This is a genomic window from Kibdelosporangium banguiense (genome assembly GCF_017876405.1).
GTDB lineage: Bacteria > Actinomycetota > Actinomycetes > Mycobacteriales > Pseudonocardiaceae > Kibdelosporangium > Kibdelosporangium banguiense.
The window spans coordinates 2,116,817-2,138,223 of sequence record NZ_JAGINW010000001.1; the positions used below are offsets into that span (position 1 = coordinate 2,116,817).

General features: G+C 67.5%; 21 protein-coding genes. 10 read left to right on the top strand and 11 right to left on the bottom strand.

Features of this window, described 5'->3' with window-relative positions:
* Positions 1-13: 13 nt before the first annotated feature.
* Positions 14-712 carry an acyl-ACP--UDP-N-acetylglucosamine O-acyltransferase family protein gene (locus tag JOF56_RS10120; protein ID WP_209636648.1) on the bottom strand — a complete coding sequence of 233 codons (699 nt, stop codon included), beginning with the start codon at positions 710-712 and terminating at the stop codon, positions 14-16.
* A 202-nt stretch (positions 713-914) separates the two neighbouring features.
* Here JOF56_RS10120 and JOF56_RS10125 point away from each other — a divergent pair, with 202 nt between their 5' ends.
* The gene (locus tag JOF56_RS10125) at positions 915-3,209 is read left to right on the top strand and encodes a glycosyltransferase family protein (RefSeq protein WP_209636650.1); all 2,295 of its coding nucleotides are present in this window, start codon (positions 915-917) and stop codon (positions 3,207-3,209) included.
* 57 nt (positions 3,210-3,266) lie between these two features.
* Here the strand turns inward: JOF56_RS10125 and JOF56_RS10130 are convergent, their stop codons facing one another.
* The gene (locus tag JOF56_RS10130; RefSeq protein WP_209636652.1) at positions 3,267-5,051 is read right to left on the bottom strand and encodes a spermidine synthase family protein; all 1,785 of its coding nucleotides are present in this window, start codon (positions 5,049-5,051) and stop codon (positions 3,267-3,269) included.
* 29 nt (positions 5,052-5,080) lie between these two features.
* A complete protein-coding gene (locus JOF56_RS10135) occupies positions 5,081-6,064 on the bottom strand; it encodes a lysylphosphatidylglycerol synthase transmembrane domain-containing protein (protein WP_209636655.1) in 984 nt (327 codons plus the stop codon).
* Between the two features lie 260 nt (positions 6,065-6,324).
* Here JOF56_RS10135 and JOF56_RS10140 point away from each other — a divergent pair, with 260 nt between their 5' ends.
* The 4 genes from JOF56_RS10140 to lhgD all read left to right on the top strand — a co-directional run bounded on the left by JOF56_RS10140 (position 6,325) and on the right by lhgD (position 10,397).
* The gene (locus JOF56_RS10140) at positions 6,325-7,422 is read left to right on the top strand and encodes a DegT/DnrJ/EryC1/StrS family aminotransferase (RefSeq protein WP_209636656.1); all 1,098 of its coding nucleotides are present in this window, start codon (positions 6,325-6,327) and stop codon (positions 7,420-7,422) included.
* Positions 7,419-8,396 carry a Gfo/Idh/MocA family protein gene (locus tag JOF56_RS10145; protein WP_209636658.1) on the top strand — a complete coding sequence of 326 codons (978 nt, stop codon included), beginning with the start codon at positions 7,419-7,421 and terminating at the stop codon, positions 8,394-8,396. Before JOF56_RS10140 ends, JOF56_RS10145 begins: the two co-directional genes overlap by 4 nt.
* Positions 8,397-8,481: 85 nt before the next feature.
* Complete coding sequence (locus JOF56_RS10150; RefSeq protein WP_209636660.1) at positions 8,482-9,213, top strand: glycosyltransferase; 732 nt, start codon at positions 8,482-8,484, stop codon at positions 9,211-9,213.
* The gene (lhgD, locus tag JOF56_RS10155) at positions 9,213-10,397 is read left to right on the top strand and encodes an L-2-hydroxyglutarate dehydrogenase (RefSeq protein ID WP_209636662.1); all 1,185 of its coding nucleotides are present in this window, start codon (positions 9,213-9,215) and stop codon (positions 10,395-10,397) included. Before JOF56_RS10150 ends, lhgD begins: the two co-directional genes overlap by 1 nt.
* Here lhgD and serS read toward each other — a convergent pair.
* From serS to JOF56_RS10175, 4 genes are all read right to left on the bottom strand, one after another.
* On the bottom strand, positions 10,394-11,656 hold the full coding sequence (gene serS, locus JOF56_RS10160; protein ID WP_209636664.1) for a serine--tRNA ligase: 1,263 nt from the start codon (positions 11,654-11,656) through the stop codon (positions 10,394-10,396). The genes lhgD and serS overlap by 4 nt on opposite strands.
* A 208-nt stretch (positions 11,657-11,864) precedes the next feature.
* Positions 11,865-12,320: a DUF350 domain-containing protein gene (locus tag JOF56_RS10165; protein ID WP_209636666.1), complete on the bottom strand. Its 456-nt coding sequence runs from the start codon at positions 12,318-12,320 to the stop codon at positions 11,865-11,867.
* A gap of 45 nt (positions 12,321-12,365) precedes the next feature.
* Positions 12,366-13,532: a glutathionylspermidine synthase family protein gene (locus JOF56_RS10170; protein ID WP_209636668.1), complete on the bottom strand. Its 1,167-nt coding sequence runs from the start codon at positions 13,530-13,532 to the stop codon at positions 12,366-12,368.
* Positions 13,533-14,153, bottom strand: a complete 621-nt coding sequence (locus JOF56_RS10175) for a hypothetical protein (protein WP_307855016.1) — start codon at positions 14,151-14,153, stop codon at positions 13,533-13,535. It lies immediately after the preceding gene.
* Positions 14,154-14,276: 123 nt separating this feature from the next.
* Here JOF56_RS10175 and JOF56_RS10180 point away from each other — a divergent pair, with 123 nt between their 5' ends.
* Both JOF56_RS10180 and JOF56_RS10185 read left to right on the top strand, forming a co-directional pair.
* Positions 14,277-15,230 (top strand): septum formation family protein, encoded by a 954-nt coding sequence (locus tag JOF56_RS10180; RefSeq protein WP_209636670.1) that lies wholly within the window; start codon positions 14,277-14,279, stop codon positions 15,228-15,230.
* Between the two features lie 4 nt (positions 15,231-15,234).
* The gene (locus tag JOF56_RS10185; RefSeq protein ID WP_209636672.1) at positions 15,235-15,585 is read left to right on the top strand and encodes a metallopeptidase family protein; all 351 of its coding nucleotides are present in this window, start codon (positions 15,235-15,237) and stop codon (positions 15,583-15,585) included.
* Between the two features lie 68 nt (positions 15,586-15,653).
* Here the strand turns inward: JOF56_RS10185 and JOF56_RS10190 are convergent, their stop codons facing one another.
* A complete protein-coding gene (locus JOF56_RS10190; protein WP_504739835.1) occupies positions 15,654-16,826 on the bottom strand; it encodes an RtcB family protein in 1,173 nt (390 codons plus the stop codon).
* Between the two features lie 214 nt (positions 16,827-17,040).
* Here JOF56_RS10190 and shbA point away from each other — a divergent pair, with 214 nt between their 5' ends.
* The gene (shbA, locus tag JOF56_RS10195; protein WP_307855017.1) at positions 17,041-17,601 is read left to right on the top strand and encodes an RNA polymerase sigma factor ShbA; all 561 of its coding nucleotides are present in this window, start codon (positions 17,041-17,043) and stop codon (positions 17,599-17,601) included.
* On the opposite strand, the gene JOF56_RS10200 is transcribed toward shbA, so the two are convergent.
* Both JOF56_RS10200 and JOF56_RS10205 read right to left on the bottom strand, forming a co-directional pair.
* Positions 17,588-17,908, bottom strand: a complete 321-nt coding sequence (locus tag JOF56_RS10200; protein ID WP_209636676.1) for a nucleotide pyrophosphohydrolase — start codon at positions 17,906-17,908, stop codon at positions 17,588-17,590. The two genes, shbA and JOF56_RS10200, sit on opposite strands and share 14 nt — an antisense overlap.
* Positions 17,909-17,925: 17 nt before the next feature.
* Positions 17,926-18,099 carry a hypothetical protein gene (locus JOF56_RS10205; RefSeq protein ID WP_209636678.1) on the bottom strand — a complete coding sequence of 58 codons (174 nt, stop codon included), beginning with the start codon at positions 18,097-18,099 and terminating at the stop codon, positions 17,926-17,928.
* A 214-nt stretch (positions 18,100-18,313) separates the two neighbouring features.
* Between JOF56_RS10205 and JOF56_RS60040 the strand changes: the two genes are divergently transcribed.
* Complete coding sequence (locus JOF56_RS60040) at positions 18,314-20,020, top strand: sensor histidine kinase (protein ID WP_209636680.1); 1,707 nt, start codon at positions 18,314-18,316, stop codon at positions 20,018-20,020.
* Positions 20,017-20,670 carry a response regulator gene (locus tag JOF56_RS10215; protein ID WP_209636682.1) on the top strand — a complete coding sequence of 218 codons (654 nt, stop codon included), beginning with the start codon at positions 20,017-20,019 and terminating at the stop codon, positions 20,668-20,670. The genes JOF56_RS60040 and JOF56_RS10215 overlap by 4 nt, the downstream gene beginning before the upstream one ends.
* On the opposite strand, the gene JOF56_RS10220 is transcribed toward JOF56_RS10215, so the two are convergent.
* The gene (locus JOF56_RS10220) at positions 20,667-21,392 is read right to left on the bottom strand and encodes an SDR family oxidoreductase (protein ID WP_209636684.1); all 726 of its coding nucleotides are present in this window, start codon (positions 21,390-21,392) and stop codon (positions 20,667-20,669) included. The genes JOF56_RS10215 and JOF56_RS10220 overlap by 4 nt on opposite strands.
* Between the last annotated feature and the right edge of the window lie 15 nt (positions 21,393-21,407).

Sequence of the window (21,407 nt, forward strand, 5' to 3'; positions counted from 1 at the left end):
CGATGGTGATGAGTCAGGCCAGCGGGGTGCGGGCGGCCCACGCCTTGAGCAGCGTGGAGATTTCTTCGGGCAGGGAGTCGGCGGTGAGCTCGCCCTTCCCGGTGAGGAACGGCTGCAACGCCTCGATGGTCGCCTCGTCGCACCCGCGCCGCTGCAGGCCGACCACGTTGAGGCCCGACACGCGGGCCGGGTTGCCCACAGAGATGGTGAACGCGGGCACCTCCTTGCGGACCGCGGAGCCCATGCCGACCATCGCGCCGGGACCGATCCGGCCGTGCTGGTGCACCACCGTGCTCATCCCGATGTTCGCGTGCGACCACACGTGCGTGTGCCCGCCCAGTTGCGCCGAGCAGGCCAGGACGATGTTGTCGTCGAGGATCACGTCATGCCCGACGTGGCTGCGGACCAGCAGGTAGCAGTCGTCGCCGACCGAGGTGACCACCTTGGTGCCCTGGTGGACGGTGACGTATTCACGGATCTTGTTGCGATCGCCGATCCGCACGCCCTCGCCGGCGAACTCGCCCTCCCACGCCACCGGGTGCGGGCCGCCCTTGTCCTCGGCCGGTGTGCCGATGGTCACGTGCGGGCCGATCCAGTTGCCGTTGCCGATCGTGGTGCGGCCGACGATGACGCTGTACGGGCCGATGACATTGTCGTCGCCGAGTTCGACGCCTTCACCGATGATCGCCGTCTGGTGGATTCGGTTCGCCACTGAATTCAAGTCCTGCCCGGGAGTATGGCCGTCTGGTACGCACCCGCCGCGCAACCCCAGAACGCGTCCGTGCGGCCGGAAGGTAACGTGTGGACCCGCGCTAGGGGCGGGCCCGAGAAATCACTGTACCGGACGCTTCCTGAGCCACCGGAGCGACAAGGCGCGGGCAACCCGCATGCGTGGAACGGCGTTTGACGTGATCATGAGTTCGACCGGAAATGCCGAGTTCAACGGCCATGGTGAAGGCGCCAGGTCACGGCTGAAGAGACTCCTGCCCGTCGCGGTGATGCTCGCCCTGGTCGGGCTGGCCGCGGCGCTGCCGATGATCCGCAACACCATCTTCTACTACTGGGACGACACCGCGGGTGCGACCGTCCCGGTCTGGCGCCGGATCGGCGCGGCGGTGCTCGACGGCCGGCTGCCGATCATGGAACCGGACATGTGGCGGGGCGGCGCGTTCGCCGCCGAGGCGTCCACCGGGATCTTCAATCCGGTGATGGTGCTGCTCGCGGTAGCGACGTACCCGATCGACAACATGGCACTGGCGATCACCATCGCGAAGATCTTCTTCCTGCTGGTGATGGCGCTCGGCTCGTACCTGCTGGCCCGTGCCTACGGCGTCCGGCCGTGGCTCGCCGCCGGGATGGGTCTGGCGGTCCCGCTCGCGACGCAGACCTTCTACTGGGACGCGTCGTCCTGGATGTACTCGCTGATGGCGACGGCGTTCATCCCCTGGGTGTGGTGGACGATGCACCGCGCGGTGCACAGCGGCGGCAGCTGGCTGTGGGTGATCATCGCCGGGTATCTCTGCGTCTCGCTGGGCAACCCGTACGGCCTGCTCGCGGTCGGCGTGATCGTGCTCGGGTTCGTCGTGGAGTCCTGGGTCACCCGCAAGCGGGACCGCATCCTCGGCCTGTTCGTGTCCGGTGGCGCGATCGGCCTGCTCAGCGTGCCGGTGTTCCTGCCGCTGCTGCTCAGCTCGTCGGTCGGGTTCCGCGCGGAGTCCGAGACCTGGAACGACGAGTTCCTCTCGCCGAACCTGTCCAGCCTGCTCGGGCTGAGCACGCCGACCGCACAGCCGTGGGTGTCCAGCTTCGGCACCTCGCACCTGTTCATCCCGGCGCTCTACCTGGCCTGGTTCGTGCTGCCGGTGCTGCCGTGGCTGCGCTGGCGCATGCTGCGGCAGCGGTGGCAGTCGATGATCACGGTGTTCGTGGTGGGCGCGGTCTACCTGCTGCTGGTGCTCGGCCCGTCGCAGATCTGGATGTTCCGCTGGCCGCTGCGGCTGGTGACCAACCTGTGGTTCCCGGTGCTGCTGATCTGGTTCGTGCTGGCCAACGCGGGCCTGGAACGCACGAAGGTGAAGATGCGCGCGGCGATCTCGCTGGCGGTCATCTTCCTTGGCGGCTGGGTGGCCTGGGCGGACGTGCCGGACAACCGCGACCAGATCATCGCCGGCTGTGTTGTGGTGGCCGTTCTGGTCGCTCTGCTCGTGTGGCGTGGCATGGCCAGCAAGTCCGGTGTCGCGGTGCTGATGGCCGGTTCGGTCGCGGTGCTCGGCGTTCAGCTGGCGTACTTCCCGGCGATGGCCGGCGTGACGAACTACCAGTTCCCCACCAGCCAGCAGCTGCTCAAGGACAGGTTCAAGAAGTACGAGGGCGTGACCGTCCAGGTCGCCAGCACGACCAGCCTGACCGGCAAACAGTTGCTGCCCAACGTGGCCTACAAGGACGTGTTGTTCGGCTCGATGTACAGCGTGGCGGGCGTTTCCAGCCCGACGGACTACTCCGGCATCGGCTTCACCAAGCTGGACAACAAGCTCTGCATGATCTACCAGGGCTCGGTCTGTCCGGACGCGTGGACCGCGCTCTGGAAGCCGGTCGACGGCTACACGGCCCCGCTGGCGGATCTGATGCGCGCACAGACCGTTGTGGTGCAGAACAACATGGTCGACACGCGGAAGGACCCGGCCCCCGCGGGCTGGCGCCGTGACCGGTCGGCGGAGGCCACCGGCCTGACCACTGTCTACAAGCGAATCGACCCGTTGCCGTTCAACGGAACGGTTTCCCAGGCGTCGGTGGGTACTCAGGTCGCCGAGTCGGTCAAGACGTCCACTGTGGGTGAGCGGACCACGTTCACCAGGTCGAACGGCAACGCCAATGGCGCGGTCACGTTCGCGCGGCTCAACTGGCCCGGCTACACCGCGACCGTGAACGGGCAGCCCGCGACGATCCGGACGAACGCCGTCGGCCTGATCGTTGTGGATCTGCCCAAGGGTGTCACCTCCGGCACCATCGAGCTCGACTTCACCATGCCCGGTACCGGCATCGCGTTCGTCAGCGTCGGCATCGGCCTGCTCCTCACGATCGGTCTGATCGGGTTCTCCGCCTACAGCAGGCGGCGCCGGCCCCAGGACAACGGCGAACCCGACCTGGACACCTCGCAGTTAGCAGAACTGGAGGTCCCGGACACGGTGTCGGTATCCCGAGAGTCCTGAGACAAGCAAGAAGGCCCCCGGCGCGAGCCGGGGGCCTTCTTGCTGTTCGAGGAGTTCTTACTTGGCCCAGGGGGCCTTGAAGATGTAGTTGTCGACCGGGCCTACCGGGCCGAGGACCTCGGTCCAGCCCAGCGACTTCAGGCCGGGCATATCGTCGGTCTGGCCGGTCTCGATGACGATGTAGTTGGCGTTGTAGGTCTTCGCCACGTTCGACACCTGGCTGGGGGTCAGGTTGTTGAAACCGGCCGCGTCCAGGCTGCGGCACTGGCCGAAACCGCCCAAGGCGTTGATCCGGGCCTGGTACTCGTACCAGGCCGGGCCGCCGTACGGACCGTTCTTGCAGTCCGCGACCACGCCTCGTTCGGTCACCATGCGCACGTACGGGCCCAACGGAGCGGCGACGAGCTGCTCGCCTGGCGGGACCACACGTTGCACGGCCTCACCCCAGACCCGGATGTTCGTGTCCGGGATGAACGTCGGATCGAGCGCCTTGAGCGAGATGGCCGTCGAGTTCCACATCGACATGAAGATCGACCCGGCCACCACGACACCCATGGCCGGAATCGCGAACCGGAACTTCCGGCCCAGGCTGACCCACAGGACACCCAGGACCAACGCGGCCGCGGCGACGCCGATCCAGTTACCGCCGCGTGGGTACACAAGCGGATACGCCGGTTCGAAGGCGTGCGTGTTGAGCACTTCGTATGCGAAGTACAGCACCACTGCGAGCGACACCCAACGCACCCACACGCGCTGCTTGACGAAGATCGGAGCCAGCAGGCCCCATGCGGCGAACGGCATCAGCAGCACGTCGAGCCGATAGATGTTCAGGCCCTGCGCGAGGACGCCCAGCGTAGGCACGTCCCAGCGGTCCACGGCCACACCGATGGCCAGGCCCAGCGCGGTCAGGGCCAGCGTCGCTGCCCAGATCGGCCATGTCCTGCGGGTCATGTACAGCACGGTCGCCAGCGCCAGCCCGACCAGCGCGAACCCTTGCCAGATCAGGGAAGAAGGCCAGCTGGTGGCCTCACAGTGGTACGGGATCAGCTGCTGGCAGGCCTGGGCGAAGTCGTTCATGTTCCCGGCCACCGGCCTGGCCCGCAGGCTGACGAACATGATCACGAAACAGGCGATCGCGGAGCCGAACAGCCACCACTGCGGGCGGCGCGGACGACTGCGGAACAACTCGACCAGGCCGACGGTCAGCAGCAGTACCCCGACCACACCGCCCTGCTGGACGTGCACGATCGCAGTGGCCACGGCGACTGTCCCGGCCAGCCGGTAGCGGCCGGTCAGCAGGGCGGCGAGCGAGAGATAGACCATGAATCCGGCGAGCACACCGGGCAGCGCGATCGCGAGCATCGGCGAACCTGTGCCGAGCAGCCACCACGGCGTGATGCCACCGATGACGCTGACGAGGACCGTGGCCACCCACGGGTGCTCCGGGGCCCATCGCTTGGCGAGGATCGATGTCGCCGCACCGAACACGACCAGGCCGATGATCCAGTAGACCAGGTAGACCGCGCCGATATGGCCGATGACCGCGCCGAACCACGTGATGATGTCGAAGAACCAGTGCGGCTGCGGCGCGTTGGCGATGATCCAGTCGCCTGCGAACGCCGACGGGTCCGCCCAGTGCCTGCCCACCGCCGACAGCACCAGATGATCGCCCACACCGGCCATGTATCCGTAGCGCCAGTGCAGGATGAGCCCGAGCAGGGCCGCGCTGAGCACGGTCTGGCCGACCCCGGGCCAGCCGATCCGGCGTCTGGGCCCGGCCGGCTCCTCTGCCGCCGGCGCGTCGTCGAGCTGGGCTTCTTCGTTTTTCGGCAGCGTGGTCAACTCTCGATCCCCCATAGGAAACACCGATGTCAGACGGTGGCGGACACCTTGCGCAGCCGCGGCAGCAACCAGCCCACCCCGGCCGAAAGCACCTCACCGAGCAGGAACATCAGCCGCGAGACGAGGGCGAACGCCAGGGCCTGCGACGCGGGCATGGTGGTCGACAGCACGCCGACCAGGATCGCGTCCCGCACACCTGCGCCGGACGGGAGAATGAAGACGAAGATGCCGCCCAGCAGGCCGACCGAGATCGCGCCGATCGACAGCAGCAGATCACGGAAACTGGGCGAACCGACCGAATCGGCCAGAACCCACAAATGCATGCCATAACAGGCGTAGGAAGCGACCTGGAAACCCAGCAGTTTGCCGACGATGCCGTAGCGCAGCTCGTGGTCCAGCGGGGCCTTGCGCAGCAGCTTCAGCACCAGCGACGTACCCCACGTCAGTACCTTCGGGTGCAGCGCGACCAGGCCGACGGGCAGCAGCGCGAACAGCCAGACGGCGTTCGGCGCGTGATCGAGCACGCTCGGCAGCGACAGCAGACCCAGCAGGGCCATCGCGACCACGGACACACCGAGCGAGATCAACGTCGCCACGAAGATCCGGGCCCGCGGCACACCCGCCTTACGGCCGAGCTCCATCTGCAGCAGGTACGCCCACACCGAGCCGGGAACGTACTTGCCGAGCGAGCCGACCAGGTAGAACTGGGCCCCCTTGATGAAACCGACCGGCTTGCCCAGGTCGTCGACCATGATCTGCCAGGCGTAGGCGCCCAGGAAAATGCCCGCGAGGACGAACAGCTCGCTGATCAGCGTCGCGCTCCAGGAGAGCGTCTTGACCGTCGCCCAGACCTCGTTCCAGCTCTTGGCGACCTGCCAGGCGGCGAATCCGATGACCACGACCACCAGCAGCCGGCGCGCCCACGCGATCAGCTGCTGTTTTGTGGTTTTCTTGGGCGGAGCCGCGGGTGCCGCGTCGTCCTGGTGTTTGGCATCGTCCTCGATGCTCGTCATATGGTCTCCGTGCTCGGTGGGCGCCTGGCTCGACCACGGCATGACGGTCTGAGAACGCGCCTTTGTGGACTTAGGTAGGACGCCTGTACGGCCGGAAAGGTTGCACAGCGACCGTCGGGCATCGGCTAGGCGCATTCAGGGTACAGGCGGGTGCCGGACCGTCTGGCAACGCCACCGTCATGTGCAGGTAGCCTGCCTTCGAAGTTCGCTCAGGCACGTCCACCAACAGGGGACGACCAGCCTCAATCGGAAGATGGAGAATGATCCCTATCACCGTGGTCGACGTCGCCGACGCCGAACCATACGTACTGGAAGTCCTTCGCTCCGGCGTCATCGCGCAAGGCCCGATGGTCAAGCGTTTCGAAGACGCGTTCGCTGAGGTCGCGGGGGTTGAGCACGCGGTCGCCGTGAACAGTGGCACGACCGCACTGGTGGCCTCGATCGAGGTTCTGGACCTGCAGCCGGGTGACGAGGTCATCACCTCGCCGTTCACCTTCGTGGCGACGCTGAACGCGATCCTGGAGGCCGGTGCGTCGGTGCGGTTCGCCGACATCCGCACCGAGGACTTCAACATCGACCCGGACGCCGTGGCCGCCGCTGTCGGCCCGCGTACCAAGGTCCTCATGCCGGTGCACCTGTACGGCCAGATGGCCGACATGACCAAGCTCATGCCGCTCGCCGAGCAGCACGGGCTGGCCGTGGTGGAGGACGCCGCGCAGGCTGTGGGCGCGACGCTGGACGGCAAGGCCGCCGGTAGTTACGGCCTGGGCTGCTTCTCGCTGTATGCGACCAAGAACATCACCACCGCCGAGGGCGGCGTGATCACGACCTCCGACGCCGCGCTGGCCGACCGTCTGCGCGTGCTGCGGAACCAGGGCATGCGTGCGCGCTACCAGTACGAGATGGCCGGCCACAACTACCGGCTCACCGACCTGCACGCGGCTGTGGGCATCCCGCAGCTGGAGAAGCTGGCACAGATCACCGAGGCCCGTCAGCGCAACGCGGAGGTCCTGGGCAAGGGCCTCGCCGGGCTGCCCGGCCTGGAGCTGCCGGCCGTGCTCCCGGGCCGTACCCACGTGTGGCACCAGTACACCGTGCGGGTCACCGAGGACGCCCCGATCACCCGCGAGGAGTTCTCCGCCAAGCTGCTCGAAAAGGGCATCGGCAACGGGATCTACTACCCGAAGGTCGTCTTCGACTACGACTGCTACCGCGACAACCCGAAGGTGATCGCCTCCGACGTGCCGGTGGCCACCCAGGTCGCCTCGCAGGTGCTGTCGCTGCCGGTGCACCCGAAGCTGACCGAGACCGAGCTGGAGACCATCGTCGACGGCATCCGGGAGGTGCTGGGCGCATGACCGCACAGCCCCGGATCGCGCTCGTCGGCTCCGGCCGGATGGGTTCGCTGCACGCCCGTGTCCTCGCCCAGTCCCCGCGGGCGAACTTCACGCGGCTGATCGAGAAGAACGAGGAGACCGGCCGCTCGGTCGCCGCGAAGTGGGACGTCGAGTGGGTGCCGGAGCTCGACGAGCTCAACGACATCGACGCCGTCGTCGTCGCCGCGGCCACCGAGGCGCACTACGACATCGCCAAGCGCGTCATGGAGCTCGGCAAGCCGCTGCTGATCGAGAAGCCGATCACGCCGACGTACTCGCAGTCCGAGGAGCTGGTCGAGGAGTCCGACAAGCGCGGGCTGCCGCTGGTCTGCGGCTTCCTCGAGCGGTTCAACCCGGCCGTGATGACCGCGCGCCAGTTCGTCAGCGACATCGCCCAGATCCACGCCGTGCGGCACTCGCCGTTCGTGCCGCGGATCAAGACCGGTGTGGCCACCGACCTGCTGATCCACGACGTGGACCTGGCGATCCGGTTCCTCGGCGAGGTGCCCAACGCGGTCAAGGGCTCGTTCGGCTACTTCCACCAGGAGTCGCGCACCAACCACTCCGAGGACAGCGCCGACGCCACGATGTCGTTCCCGAACGGCGCGCTGGCGACCATCTCGGCCAGCCGGATCAGCCAGCGCAAGGTCCGTCAGCTGCACGTGCTGGAGGTTGACCGGCTCACCGAGATCGACCTGCTGCGCCGCGACATCACCGTCTACCGGCACGTCGAGCACGAGCCGGCCCGCGACGGCGTGGGCTACAAGCAGCAGACGATCATCGAGATCCCGACCCTGATGCCGGGCGGCGAGCCGCTGGCCCCGCAGCTGGACCACTTCCTCAACCTGCTGGAAGCCGGCGCCGGTTCGGACGAGGTCAAGGCCGAGCGGGACGCCATCCTGCCCGCGCACCGCGCGATCGACCAGGCCTCGGCTTCGGCCAACAACGGTCAGTAACAGCCCGGGTGCCCGGGAGGGCCTCTCCCGGGCACCCGGTACTGTGCCGTGTCGCCTCACACCGAACAGCTCGCAGGGAGTTTCGATGGGCACCGACGACGTCCAGCTGACCTACATCGTCCCCGCGCACAACAGCGGGCAGATGATCGAGGGCACCCTCAAGGAGCTGCGCGACCACCTGGCCGGCAAGAAGGCCGAGATCGTGGTCGTGGAGAACGGGTCGTCGGACAACACCCTCGAGCTGCTGCGCCAGGTCGAGACCAATTGGGACCATGGCGATGTCCGGCTGCGCGTGCTGCAGAGCGCCAAGGGCCTGGGCAACGCGCTCAAGCACGGCATCTCGATGAGCCGCGGCGCACGGATCTTCATCGGTGCCGACGACCTGCCGTTCGGCTTCGGCGACCTGGACAAGGCCGAGAAGATCGACCACGCCGAGCACCCGGTGGTGATCGGCTCGAAGGGACACCCCGAGTCGCAGGCCGGCCGTGGTCTGGTGCGCGCGATCCTGACGTTCGGCTTCCTCAGCGTCCGCTGGGTGATCCTGGGCATGCGCACCCGCGACCCGCAGGGCACGTTCGCGCTGGACGGCAAGTGGGCCCGCGGCGTGGCGCCAAGGCTGAACGAGCCGGGCTTCCTGATGACCACCGAGCTGGTCTACCTGGCCGAGAAGAGCGGGATCCGGACCGTCGAGGTCCCGGTCGTGCTGTCGGAGGCGCACATGGCGCACAGCAGCCGGATCCGCCTCAACGACATCTTCACGATGTTCATCGGGCTGTTCAAGGTCCGTAAGCACCACCGCCGTTCGCGCGCTGCCTGATGGCTCATGCGGTTGTCCTCGGGGGCGGGATCGTCGGGCTGGCGGTCGCGCGGGAACTGACCACCCGCGGCAACCAGGTCACGGTCCTGGAGAAGGAAGACCACTGGGCCGCGCACCAGACAGGCAACAACAGCAACGTCGTACACGCCGGGCTGTACTACAAGCCGGGCTCGTTCAAGGCCCGGATGTCGGTCGCGGGCAACAAGTCGATCATCGGTTTCGCCCGTGACCACGGGGTTCCGGTCGAGGTGTGCGGCAAACTCGTGGTGGCGACGTCCGAGGACGAGTTACCCGCGCTGTACGTGCTCGCGTCGCGGGCGAAAGAGAACGGCGTCCCCGCCAAGCTGATCTCCCCCGCCGAGGCCCGGTCCTACGAGCCCGAAGTGTCGTGTGTCGCCGCGCTTCGTGTGCACAGCACCGGAATCATCGATTTCCCCGGGGTCTGCACCGCCCTTGTCCGGCTTCTTTCGGCCGCGGGCGCGGATCTGCGACTGTCCACTCCGGCGCTCGGTATCCGCCCTGGCCGCAACGGCGGCGTCGAGGTCGCGACCGGGTCGGACGTGATCCGTGCTGATGCCCTGGTGAACTGCGCCGGGCTGCAGAGCGACCGGGTCGCGCGGCTGGCCGGTTTGACGCCGCGGGCCCGCATTGTGCCGTTCCGCGGCGAGTACTACGAGCTCCGGCCGGATCGCCGCAACCTGGTGCGTGGCTTGATTTATCCCGTGCCGGACGCGGCTTTGCCGTTCCTCGGCGTACATCTGACCCGGATGCTCGACGGCAGTGTCCATGCCGGACCGAATGCTGTGCTTGCGTTGCGGCGTGAGGGATATCGGTGGCGGGACGTGTCGCCTTCGGACCTTCTGGAGACCGCCCGGTTCCGCGGCACCTGGAAGCTGGCCCGCAAGTACGGGCGCACGGGCGTGGACGAAGTGCTGAGGTCGTTGTCCCGCAAGCGTTTCGCCGCCAGCCTGGCTCGGCTCGTCCCCGCCGTGCAGGCGTCCGACCTGGTTCGCTGCACCGCCGGTGTCCGCGCCCAGGCACTGCTGCCGGACGGGTCGCTTGTGGACGATTTCCTGATCGAGACCGCACCGAACCAGGTGCACGTGCTCAACGCGCCGTCCCCGGCCGCGACGAGCGCGCTGGAGATCGCACGCTACGTCGCGGACCAGGTCAAGCTCTCCTAGCGGGGTTCGAGAACCTCGACGCCGCCCAAGCCGGGCCGCAAGGCCTCAGGCACCACAACGGAACCGTCGGCCTGCTGGTGGTTCTCCACGATCGCCACGATCCAGCGAGTGGTCGCCAGCGTGCCGTTCAGCGTCGCCGCGGCCTGCGGTTTGCCGTCCTCGTCGCGGTAGCGGATGCCGAGACGACGAGCCTGGAAGGTGGTGCAGTTCGAGGTCGAGGTCAGCTCGCGGTACGCCTGCTGCGACGGGAACCAGGCCTCGCAGTCGAACTTGCGGGAGGCGCTCGTGCCCAGGTCACCGGCGGCCGTGTCGATCACCCGGTACGGCACGTCGATCTTGGCGAGCATCTGCTCCTCCCACGCCAGCAGCCGGGCGTGCTCGGCCTCGGCGTCCTCGGGCCGGCAGTAGGAGAACATCTCGACCTTGTCGAACTGGTGCACGCGGATGATGCCGCGAGTGTCCTTTCCGTACGAGCCGGCTTCCCGCCGGTAGCACGAGGACCAGCCGGCATACCGGCGCGGACCCGTTGACAGGTCGAGGATCTCGTCGGCGTGGTAGCCCGCGAGCGGCACCTCCGACGTACCGACCAGGTACAGATCGTCCTCGGCCAGGCGGTAGATCTCGCTCGCGTGCGCGCCGAGGAAGCCCGTGCCGGCCATGATCTCCGGGCGGACCAGCGAAGGCGTGATCATCACCTGGAAGCCGTTGGCGACCGCCTGCTGGACAGCCAGGTTCAGCAGCGAGAGCTGGAGCAGCGCGCCCACGCCGGTGAGGAAGTAGAACCGCGAGCCGGAGACCTTCGCGCCGCGCTCCATGTCCACCCCGCCCAGCTTGCTGAGCAGGTCCAGGTGGTCGGCAGGCTCGAAGTCGAACGGCTTGGGCTCGCCGACGTGCTTGAGCACGACGTAGTCGTCCTCGCCGCCGGCCGGGGCGTCCGGGTGGACCAGGTTGGGGATGGCGCGGTGCAGCTCGGTCACGGCCTGCTCGGCCGCGGCCTGCTCCGCTTCGGCCGCCTTCACCTCGGCAGCCATCTCCTTGCCCTTGACCAGCAGCGCGTCGCGCTCCTCGCCCTTGGCCTTGCCGACCTGGCGGCCGAACGCCTTCTGCTCACCCCGCAACGTGTCGGCCCGGGACACAGAACTGCGGCGACGCTCGTCGGCAGAGAGCAGCTGGTCAACGAGCTGCTCGTCTTCACCGCGGGCGCGCTGTGACGCGCGCACCGCCTCCGGGTCTTCGCGAAGTGTCCTGAGGTCAATCACACAGAAAGGGTAGTCGTCGGTGAAAACGGATTAGCTGATGGCCACTGTGTCGATGGTCCTCGCTCCGCTCGGACGCGCTCGGCCGCCGGAGCCGATCATTTCCACTTGCCCCACGCAACCGATCTCTTCGCTGTGACCTGCTCGCCGCTGGGGCCGGGGCGATATCGGGCGCGTTGCGAGGCGTAAATGACCAGCGCGGCCAAGCGGCCTAGCTGATGGCCACCGCGACCACGAGACCGAGTGCAACGTGGGCGGAGGCCACGACGGCGCTCGCCGGGGAGTACTTCTCGCTCTGGATCATCTCGCCGATGTCGATGCGGGTCGCCCATTCCAGGATTCGCACGGCAGCGACCTGCACGATGATCCCGATCAGGCCGTAGACCAGGGACGTGATCAGGCCCGCGGTCAGGTCACTGGCCGACGAGGTGATCGCGACGACGATGATGAACGCCATGCTGACCAGACCGGCCGACGTGACCAGCACGGCGTTCGGCTTGCCGGTGCGGACCAGGTCGGACAGCTTGCCCGGCGTGGTCCAGTCGATGGCGTAGAAACCGGCGAGGATCAGCACGAGGCCGATGATCGCGTACAACGCGATGGCACCGATCCCCCTGCCGAGCTGCGCGCCGAAATCAGGGTCGAGCGCGAGGATGTGAGTGTGCACGGGGTCCCTCCGGCCTAAGTGGACTACGTCGTCGTGGGTGAATTATCACGATTCCGGGATGCGATGGGGGACAAACGCCGCACCATCGTCGGTGACCAGTCCCGCGGTCTCCCGGATACCCAGCCCGGCGGCCGAGTCCCCGATGATCCACGCACCCAGCGCGGGGCGGTACCCGTCGAACTCCGGCAAGGGGTCGAACGCCTGGTAGACGAAGCCTTCCTGGCCGTACACACCGCCGGTCTGGGTCTCGTAGCCAGGCGCCACGATCTGGATGTTGGCGCCCTCCCGGCCCAGCCGGGGCTTGCGGACGTACTCGGTGAGCAGTCCCGGCTGGTCCAGGAACGCCGGCAGCAGGTTCGGGTGCCCCGGGTACATCTCCCAGAGGATGGCCAGCAGGGCCTTGTTGGACAGCAGCATCTTCCACAGCGGCTCGATCCAGAGCGTCTGCGGCAGGCTCTCCACGGCCTTCTTGCCGAACTCCTCGTCGACCACCCATTCCCACGGGTAGAGCTTGACGACGCAGTTCATCGTGCCCTCTTCGAGATCGACGAACCGCTTGAGCAGCGGATGCCAGCCGATCTCCTCGATCGCCAGGCCGATCGTGTCCAGCCCGGCCTCCGCGGCGGTCTCCTGCAGATACGCCGTGGTGACGTGGTCCTCGCCGCTCGGGTCGGCCGTGGACCACGTGAAGTGCAGCTCCGAGGACGGCAGCCGATCGCCGATCTCGGCCCAGCGTTCGACCAGCTTCTCGTGGATGGAGTTCCACTGGTCGTCCTCGGGGAACGCCTCGGTCTTCCAGAACCACTGCACGACCGCGGCTTCCAGCAGCGACGTCGGCGTGTCGGCGTTGTACTCCAGCAGCCGCGCCGGGCCCGAGCCGTCGTAGCGCAGGTCGAACCGGCCGTAGACGTGCGGATCGTGCCGCCGCCACGACTCGGCGATGTGCGGCCACGCCCACTCGGGAATGCCGAAATCCTTGTACCGCTCGGTGGTCACGACCGTGTCGACCGCTTCCAGGCACATCGAGTGCAGCAGCTCGACGTCGGCTTCCAGCGACAGGATCTCGTCCATGCTGAAGACGTAGTGCACGGACTCGTCCCAGTAGGGCCTGCTGTTGCCGCGGCCGTCCCGTGCGGGCGTGCCGAACACCAGGCCCTGCTCCGCGATCTTGTTCTGCCAGTCCCGCCGTGGCCGCGAGGACTCCCGGTGCACTCAGCTTCCTCCGCTTCCGCCGCTGCCGCCGCTCTTGCCACCGCCGCTGACACCGAAGCCGCCGCGCTGAATCGTCTTGCCCGAACTGCTCTTGATCGTCGTGCCGCTGCTGGGCGCCGTCGTCGTACCGCCGGACACCCGGCCGTTGGAGACCGTGCCGCCATAGTTGTAGTGATAGCTGCGCGTCTGGCCTCCACCGATCGGGATGAAGAAGAACCCGCCGCTGCTGTAGCCGCCCTGTGACCTGACGTAGTCGTCAGAGCAGATGTTCTCGTCGGTGGTCAACGTGTTGCCGTCGTCGACGCAGTAGGCGCTGACCTCATCCGGAGTCGCGGCGGAGTACCAGACCGCGACGGTGGCCACTACCCCGACCGTCACGCCGGCGCCGATCATCACCCGGCGTTTGCGCAACGACTTGCGCTCGGCCTCCGCGACGAGGGTGCGTTCCTGCTCGCTCTCTTCCTCAAGCGCTTTGCGCATGGCTCGTTTTTCGGCCAGCGTCGGCTCACGGGGCACGCTCGTGTCGGCGTCCTGAAACCGCATGCCACCGCGCTTGGGCGGCTGCTGCTTCGGCTGCTCCTGGCCGTTGTCGTCGGCTGGGTGGTCATTGCTGTCAGTCATCCCGGCCCTCCCTATCGCGGACAGTACATTCGCCGACCGGCCAGGTGTCGCCTGGCGCCCTGTTCGGTGTCCTGATCGCAACACACGTCAGGGCACTCCGTCCGGTACGGCATGATGGAATAGATGTCAGCGAACGCCCAGTGGTTTCGTTCTCGCAACCGAACCTTGAGCACCCGCCTGGTGATGGCCGGTGGGTTCGTCGGCGCGCTCCTGGTTCTGACCCTCAGCATGGTGTTCTCGTGGCCGGTCAAAGTCACCGCGAGCGCGGGTGACCAGGCAGCGGAGAACCTCAAGGCCGCCTTCGCCGCACCGCCGGGCAGCTGCCTGAACTGGGCGCCTGACGGCTCGGACATGCGTCAGACCCCCTGTGAGACGCCCCACTTGTTCGAGGTGACCGGCGACGTCGACATCGCCGCGGAGTACAACGCGAGCGCCCCCTCCCCGACCGACGAGGCATGGCGGGAGATCGCCAAGAAGCGGTGCACCGACGGCGCCGCGGCCTATTTGGGCGGCAAACTCGACCCCTTCGGGAAGTACAGCGTGGGCGCCCTCAAGCCCAGCAACGAGCAATGGCGTGACGGAGACCGCAAGTTCCGTTGCGGTCTGCAACGGGCAGCGCCGTCAGGCAAGGCACTCGTCCCGACCAAGAACTCGGCCAAGAACCAGAACCAGTCGGACGTCTACGACGCAGGCACCTGCCTGGCCCTGGTGGACAAGAACGTCGGCGACCCCATCGAGTGCACGAAGGCGCACGCCTACGAGATCGTGGGCGTGATCGACCTGGGCGAGACCTTCAAGGACGGCGGCTTCCCCCTGGAGGAGCAGCAACAGACCGCGATGCTCGACCAGTGCCCCAAACTGGCGGCGGACTACTCGGGCGGCCTGAACCTGGCGGACAAGAAGCTGACCCTGACCTGGGACACCCGCAAACAGGAAAGCTGGGACGCCGGCTCGAAGCTGGCGGTCTGCAAGGTCGGCGCGCCCCTGCCCGACAACTCCGGCCTCGCCCCCGTCACCGGCAGCATCAAGTCGGCAGCAGCAGCCGTGCCCCCCACACCCACCACCCCCGGCGGGTGACGAAGTGGCAGTGGAGATGTCGCGGACCCGCTTCGAAGAGCTGGTCAGCGACGCACTCGACCTGGTTCCCGCCAACTTCGCCAAAGCCATGGACAACGTTGTGGTGCTGGTGGAGGAGTTCAACCCCGAGGCCCCCTCGATCCTCGGCCTCTACCACGGCATCGCCCTGACCGAACGAACCTCCAGCTACGGCGGCGTCCTCCCGGACACAATCAGCATCTACCGCCAGCCCATCCTCGCCATCTGCGACACCGAAGAAGACGTCGTCGAAGAAGTAGCGGTGACCGTCATCCACGAAATAGCCCACCACTTCGGCATCGACGACCACAGACTCCACGAACTCGGCTGGGGTTGAGGGTGAGGCGCCGGACAAGGGCGGTACCAGCGGCAAAACCGCGACGGAGTCTGGCTCCGTCGCGGTTTTCAGCCCTTCACGCAGATGATCTGCTTCAGTTTGGCGACGATCTCCACCAGGTCTGACTGGTTGGCCATGACCTGGTCGATGTCCTTGTAGGCGGCGGGGATCTCGTCGACGACGCCGGAGTCCTTGCGGCATTCGACGCCGGCGGTCTGGGCGGCGAGGTCTGCCTCGGTGAACTGCTTGCGGGCCTTGTTGCGGGACATGCGGCGGCCGGCTCCGTGGGAGGCCGACTGGAATGAGTCGGGGTTTCCCAGGCCGCGGACGATGTACGAGCCGGTGCCCATGGAGCCGGGGATGATGCCGAGGTCGCCCGCGCCCGCGCGGATGGCTCCCTTGCGGGTGACCATCACGTCGGTGCCGAAGTGCGTTTCCTCCGCCACGTAGTTGTGGTGGCAGGAGATTGGCTCCTCGTAGCGGACCTGCGGGAACTGCGCACGGATGACCGAGCAGACGAGGCGCAGCATCACGGCACGGTTGCGCCGCGCGTAGTCCTGGGCCCAGTACAGGTCGTGCCGGTACGCCGCCATTTCGGGCGTCTTGGCGAGGAACACCGCTAGGTCTGGATCGGGCAGCTCGGCGTTGTGCGCGAGCGTGCGGGCGACCGAGATGTGGTGTTGCGCCAGGATGTTGCCGACGCCGCGCGAGCCTGAATGCAGCATCACCCAGACCTGGCCGCCGGTGTCCAGGCAGACCTCGATGAAGTGGTTTCCACCGCCGAGCGTGCCCATCTGGTGCACAGCCCGGTCGAGCTGCACGGAGGCCGCGAGCGAGTCGAAGCCCTTCCAGAAGGCGTCCCAGTCCGCGGCGTCGCGTACGTCGAACGCCGTGGAGCGGTGCATTCCGAAGCCGACCGGCACTGCCTTCTCGATCTCCGAGCGGAGCCGGCTGAGATCGTCGGGCAGGTCCGAGGCTGTCAGCGAGGTGCGTACTGCCGCCATGCCGCAGCCGATGTCCACACCGACCGCGGCGGGCGACACCGCATCACGCATGGCGATCACGGACCCGACTGTCGCGCCTTTGCCGTAGTGCACGTCCGGCATCACTGCGATGTGCTTGAAGGCCCATGGCAGCGCCGAAATGTTGTGCAGTTGGCGCATGGCTTGCTGCTCGACCTCCTCGGGCCGAGTCCAGAGTCGGATGTCCACGTTCGAGCCGCGGATGACGGTTGCGTTCACACAGCCAGGTTATGTGCGTGCGCTACCGGATTTTCGCCTTCGGTGACAACTCGGTCACGGAAAGAATTTCCCCCTAACACCTCGTATCTGACGTGCCTCCGCGCACTCCTGTGCATATGGGGAGGCCCGCGGCGAGGAGGCACGAATGTCCGTAAGTGCGTTGGCGGAGCGCGTAAGCGTACGACCGGACAACAGGTCACGGTCTGGGGAGCCCGTGGACGAGATTGTGCTGAACGCCGTGGTCGAGGCGGCCGTGTCGGGGGACACGGCCGCAACGGAATGGCTGTTGAGTTATGTACGGCCCTTGGTTTTGCGGTACTGCCAGGCACGGATCGGGGGGCACCGAACCGCGATCTCGGTCGACGATGTGGCGCAAGAGGTGCTGCTGGCGTTGTTCCGGGCCTTGCCTGGCTACCGCAATCAAGGACGGCCATTCCTGGCATTTGTGTACGGCATCGCAGGTCACAAGGTCGCCGACGCGCGTCGTAACGCGGCGCGCGTCGCGACTGCCCTGCCCGTACCGGAGATCCCCGACGTGGCCAGCCCGGAGGCGACGCCGGAGCAGCACGCGCTGCAGTTCGAGTTGACCAGCCGCATGGAGCAGTTGCTGCGCAAGGTGCTGTCGCCGCGGCAGCACGAGATCCTGGTGCTGCGCCTGGTGGTCGGCTTGTCCGCGGAGGAGGTCGCGGACGTGATGGGGTCCACGCCGGGTGCGATCCGGGTGGCGCAGCACAGGGCGCTGACCCGGCTGCGCAAGGTCGTCACGAAGGACTGACCGGGAACCGCGTTTCGTTGCGGGCGATCTTGGCTTCGCCCGCGGCGAGCAGGTCGACGCCGAGTACGTCGGCGAGCTGGACGAGGTAGAGCAGGACGTCGGCGAGTTCGTCCTCGATCTTGGCCGCCCGGTCCGGGTCGTGCGTGGCGACGACGGACTGCTCGGGAGTCAGCCACTGGAACAGGGCGGTCAGTTCGCCCACTTCACCGGACAGCGCCATGGCGAGGTTCTTCGGCGTGTGGAACTGTTCCCAGTCCCTGGCCGCGGCGAACTGCCGCAACCGCGACCGGATCTCGTCAAGACTCATGTCCCTGATCTACCACGTCAGACGTGCGCGGCCTTCGTCGCGGTCGCAGCGGCGGCCTTGGCACGGCGACGGTTGCGGCGGCGCTGCACAACCCGGCTGTCCATCTCCACGATCACCGGGCCCAGCGCCATCAGCAGCAGCAACGTGGTTCCGAGGACAATCCCGGCCCAGGTCAGCACCAGCGTCAGCATCTCGATCTCCTCTGGTCTCAGGTCGTTTGGACGTGACACCAGAGTGGCTCGCCAGGACCCCATTCCGAATCGGCCGAAGAGCCATGACCTGGGATTTCGCAGCTCAGGGCCTAGGATCCGGACGGGGGCTGCGGCGACGGCCAGCCGATCGGCTGAGGCGGGAGCGCCGGTTGACCGAGGCGGATCGCCCCTAGGGGTGAGAAGCTTTCATCCTGTGACGGTGCCCCCTATCCTGCCGCGGACCAACCGCTGGCTGCTCACGTTGCTCGCGTTGTCCCTGCTCATCGACACGCTGGCGTCGTTGGACAACGGGCGAGGCGCGCTGGGGGCGTTGCCCGGGGCGGCGTTGATGGGGGTGTGCGGCCTGCTCGGCGCGCAGAAACCTGCCGAAGGCGCGATCGCCGGGGCGTTCACACTGGTCGGGTCCACGTTTCTGATCCGGAAGCTCGATACCGTGCCCCGGTCGCTCGGTATCAACGATCTGCTGCTGACCGAGATGGCCGCCGGCGTCGCGCTGGTGGTGTTCGTGGTGTGGCGGTGCAAGCCGCTGGTGTCAACCTTCTGTACGACGATGCTTGTCGGCGCGACCCTGTTCGCGTTGCACTTCCGGACCGGCAAGTGGAGTTCGCTGTCGGAGTTCCGGTCGCTGCAGGTGGGCCTGCTGATGCTGGTCGTCTCGGTGTTGATCGGCGTCTATCTGCGCGGGGTGAGCGGCAGGCGGACCGAGACCGAACTGGGCAACCTGGTCCGCAGGCAGTGGCCGCTGGCTGCGGCGCTGGCCATGATGATGTTCCTCGACCTGCAGATCGGCGCCAACTCCAGCAGAACGCACATTTTCGCCCTGTTCGGCGCGTTGATCGCCTCGGTGTGTGCGTTCTTCGCGCCACGCGCGCCGGTCAGCATGACGCTCGTGGCCACGACAGGTGTGGCGCTGTCACCGTTTGTGCTGTTCGTGACCGGCGGCGTTCTCCCCAGTTCCCAAAGCGGAGCGCCAGTTGTCCTCACTGAGATCGCTGCGAGCATGGCGCTGATCGCGTTTGTCATCCGGTGGGGACCGAAATGGCCGGCCGGGCTGAGCACGGGCGCGCTGTCGCTGGCCAACGTGCTCGCCTTGCAGTTGCGGGCCCTGAGCGCGCCGGACTCCGGCGGCGACCGGCTCTCGAGTTTCGGGCTCTATCTGGTCATCCTGCTGATCGTGGCGGTCGCGACCGGCCTTTACTTCCGGTCGCGTGACCGGGAACGGACCCAGTCGGTGCGCTCAGCCGTGACGGGCGCACAGCAGAGCGAGCGGCTCGCCTTGGCGCGTGAGCTGCACGACGTCGTCGCGCACCATGTGACCGGCATCGTCGTACAGGCACAGGCGGCGCGGCTGGTCTCCGACCGGGATCCGCAGATCGCCGTGCAGGCCCTGGCGAAGATCGAGACCAGTGGCGTCGAAGCGCTCAAGGCCATGCGATTCCTGGTCGCCAGCATGCGGGGCGCGAAACCAGCCGGCACGTCGCAGGCCACCGAGCAGGCCACCACGGACCTGACCGCCGACCTGAAAGCGGTCGTGGAGAACTTCTCCGGGCCACCGGTCAGACTCAGCCTGAACGTGCCTGACGTCGTGCCGCAGGAGGTCGGCAGGTCGGTGCTGCGGGTGGTGCAGGAGTCGCTGACCAACGTCGGCAAGCACGCGCTCGGCGCACGATCGGTGCTGGTGGAGGTGCGGACGACCAGCTCGGAACTGCACGTGCGGGTCACCGACGACGGCACCGGGCGACGCACTGACCCAGTCGGCGGATCGGGCGGCTACGGTCTGGTCGGAATGCGGGAACGCGTCGAACTGCTCGGCGGCCGGTTCGCCGCCGGCCCGGCCGAACCGGTGGGCTGGCAGGTCGACGCGTGGCTGCCGATACAAGAAGAGGACACCGTCACGTGACGATCCGCGTGCTCATCGCCGACGACCAGGAGATGGTCCGGGCCGGCTTCCGGATGATCCTGGAGACCCAGGACGACATCGAGGTCGTGGCCGACGTGCCGGACGGCCGCGCGGCCGTGGCCAAGGCCCGTGAGCTGCGGCCGGACGTCTGCCTGCTCGACATCCGGATGCCCGGCATCGACGGGCTGGAAGTGACCAGGATGCTCGCCGGGCCGGGCGTGGCCGATCCGCTGAAGGTGGTCGTGGTGACCACGTTCGACCTCGACGAATACGTGCACACCGCGCTCGCCAACGGCGCCAGCGGTTTCCTGCTCAAGGACGCCGGCCCCGCACTGCTGCTCGAAGCCGTCCGCGCGGCGGTCCGCGGCGACGCGTTGATCTCCCCGCAGATCACCGTGCGGCTGCTGCAGCATTTCGCGATGCCCGCCAGCAAGTCCCCTGTGTCCACGGATGTCGCGCTCACCGAACGGGAGCAGGATGTGGTGCGGGCGGTCGCCCGCGGCCTGACCAACACCGAGATCGGCAACGAGCTCTTCATGTCGCTGTCGACCGTGAAGACGCATCTGGCTGCTGTGCAAGCGAAGATCGACGCCCGCAACCGGGTCGAGGTCGCCGCGTGGGCGTGGAAGACCGGCCTGATGAGCTCCTAGCTCTGTGCGGTCGGCCGGACGACGAGTTCGTTGACGTCGACATCCGCGGGCTGCTCGATCGCGTAGGCGACAGCCCGGGCGATCGCGTCCGCCGGGATCGCAATCCGGTCTCTGGCTTCGGTGATCTGCGACCGGATTGCCGGGTTGGCGGACGCTTCGGCGAAGGCGGTCCGGACGAAGCCGGGCGAAACCGTGGTCACCCGCAACGAGTCACCGGCTTCCTGGCGCAGGCCCTCACAGATCGCGCGGACGGCCTGCTTCGTGCCTGCGTAGACCGCCATGGCCGGGGCGATGCGGAACGCAGCCGTCGACGCTGTGGTGACGAAGTGTCCCGAGCCTTGCGCGCGGAACACCGGCAGCGCGGCCGCGATCGCGTGCAACAACCCTTTGATGTTCACGTCGACCATCTGGTCCCACTCGTCGACACGCAGGTCGTCCAGCGGTGAGATCGGGCCTGCTCCGGCGTTGCTGATCAGCACGTCGAGCCGGCCGAACCGGTCCTGCGCCAGCGTGACCAGGGCGTGCAGATCTTCACGCCGGGTCACGTCCGTGGTGGTGTACACGGCCTGTTCCATCCGGGCCGCCAGACCTGCGAGACGGTCTGCCCGGCGCGCTCCGAGCACCAGCCGCGCGCCCCGTTCGGCGAGCAGCAACGCGGTCGCTTCGCCGATGCCGCTGCTGGCGCCCGTGATCGCCACGACTTTGCCTTCGATTCCTGACATGGCTCCAGCTTGACG

Bases quoted from the DNA above. Each gene is read 5' to 3' on its own strand.
- lhgD (WP_209636662.1), top strand. From the start codon at position 9,213: ATGGCTCATGCGGTTGTCCTCGGGGGCGGGATCGTCGGGCTGGCGGTC.
- JOF56_RS10135 (WP_209636655.1), bottom strand. From the start codon at position 6,064: ATGACGAGCATCGAGGACGATGCCAAACACCAGGACGACGCGGCACCC.
- JOF56_RS10205 (WP_209636678.1), bottom strand. From the start codon at position 18,099: ATGCTGACGCTGGTGCTGACCTGGGCCGGGATTGTCCTCGGAACCACG.
- JOF56_RS10180 (WP_209636670.1), top strand. From the start codon at position 14,277: ATGTCAGCGAACGCCCAGTGGTTTCGTTCTCGCAACCGAACCTTGAGC.
- JOF56_RS10140 (WP_209636656.1), top strand. From the start codon at position 6,325: ATGATCCCTATCACCGTGGTCGACGTCGCCGACGCCGAACCATACGTA.
- JOF56_RS10175 (WP_307855016.1), bottom strand. From the start codon at position 14,153: ATGACTGACAGCAATGACCACCCAGCCGACGACAACGGCCAGGAGCAG.
- JOF56_RS10125 (WP_209636650.1), top strand. From the start codon at position 915: ATGAGTTCGACCGGAAATGCCGAGTTCAACGGCCATGGTGAAGGCGCC.
- JOF56_RS10220 (WP_209636684.1), bottom strand. From the start codon at position 21,392: ATGTCAGGAATCGAAGGCAAAGTCGTGGCGATCACGGGCGCCAGCAGC.
- JOF56_RS10150 (WP_209636660.1), top strand. From the start codon at position 8,482: ATGGGCACCGACGACGTCCAGCTGACCTACATCGTCCCCGCGCACAAC.
- JOF56_RS10145 (WP_209636658.1), top strand. From the start codon at position 7,419: ATGACCGCACAGCCCCGGATCGCGCTCGTCGGCTCCGGCCGGATGGGT.
- JOF56_RS10200 (WP_209636676.1), bottom strand. From the start codon at position 17,908: ATGAGTCTTGACGAGATCCGGTCGCGGTTGCGGCAGTTCGCCGCGGCC.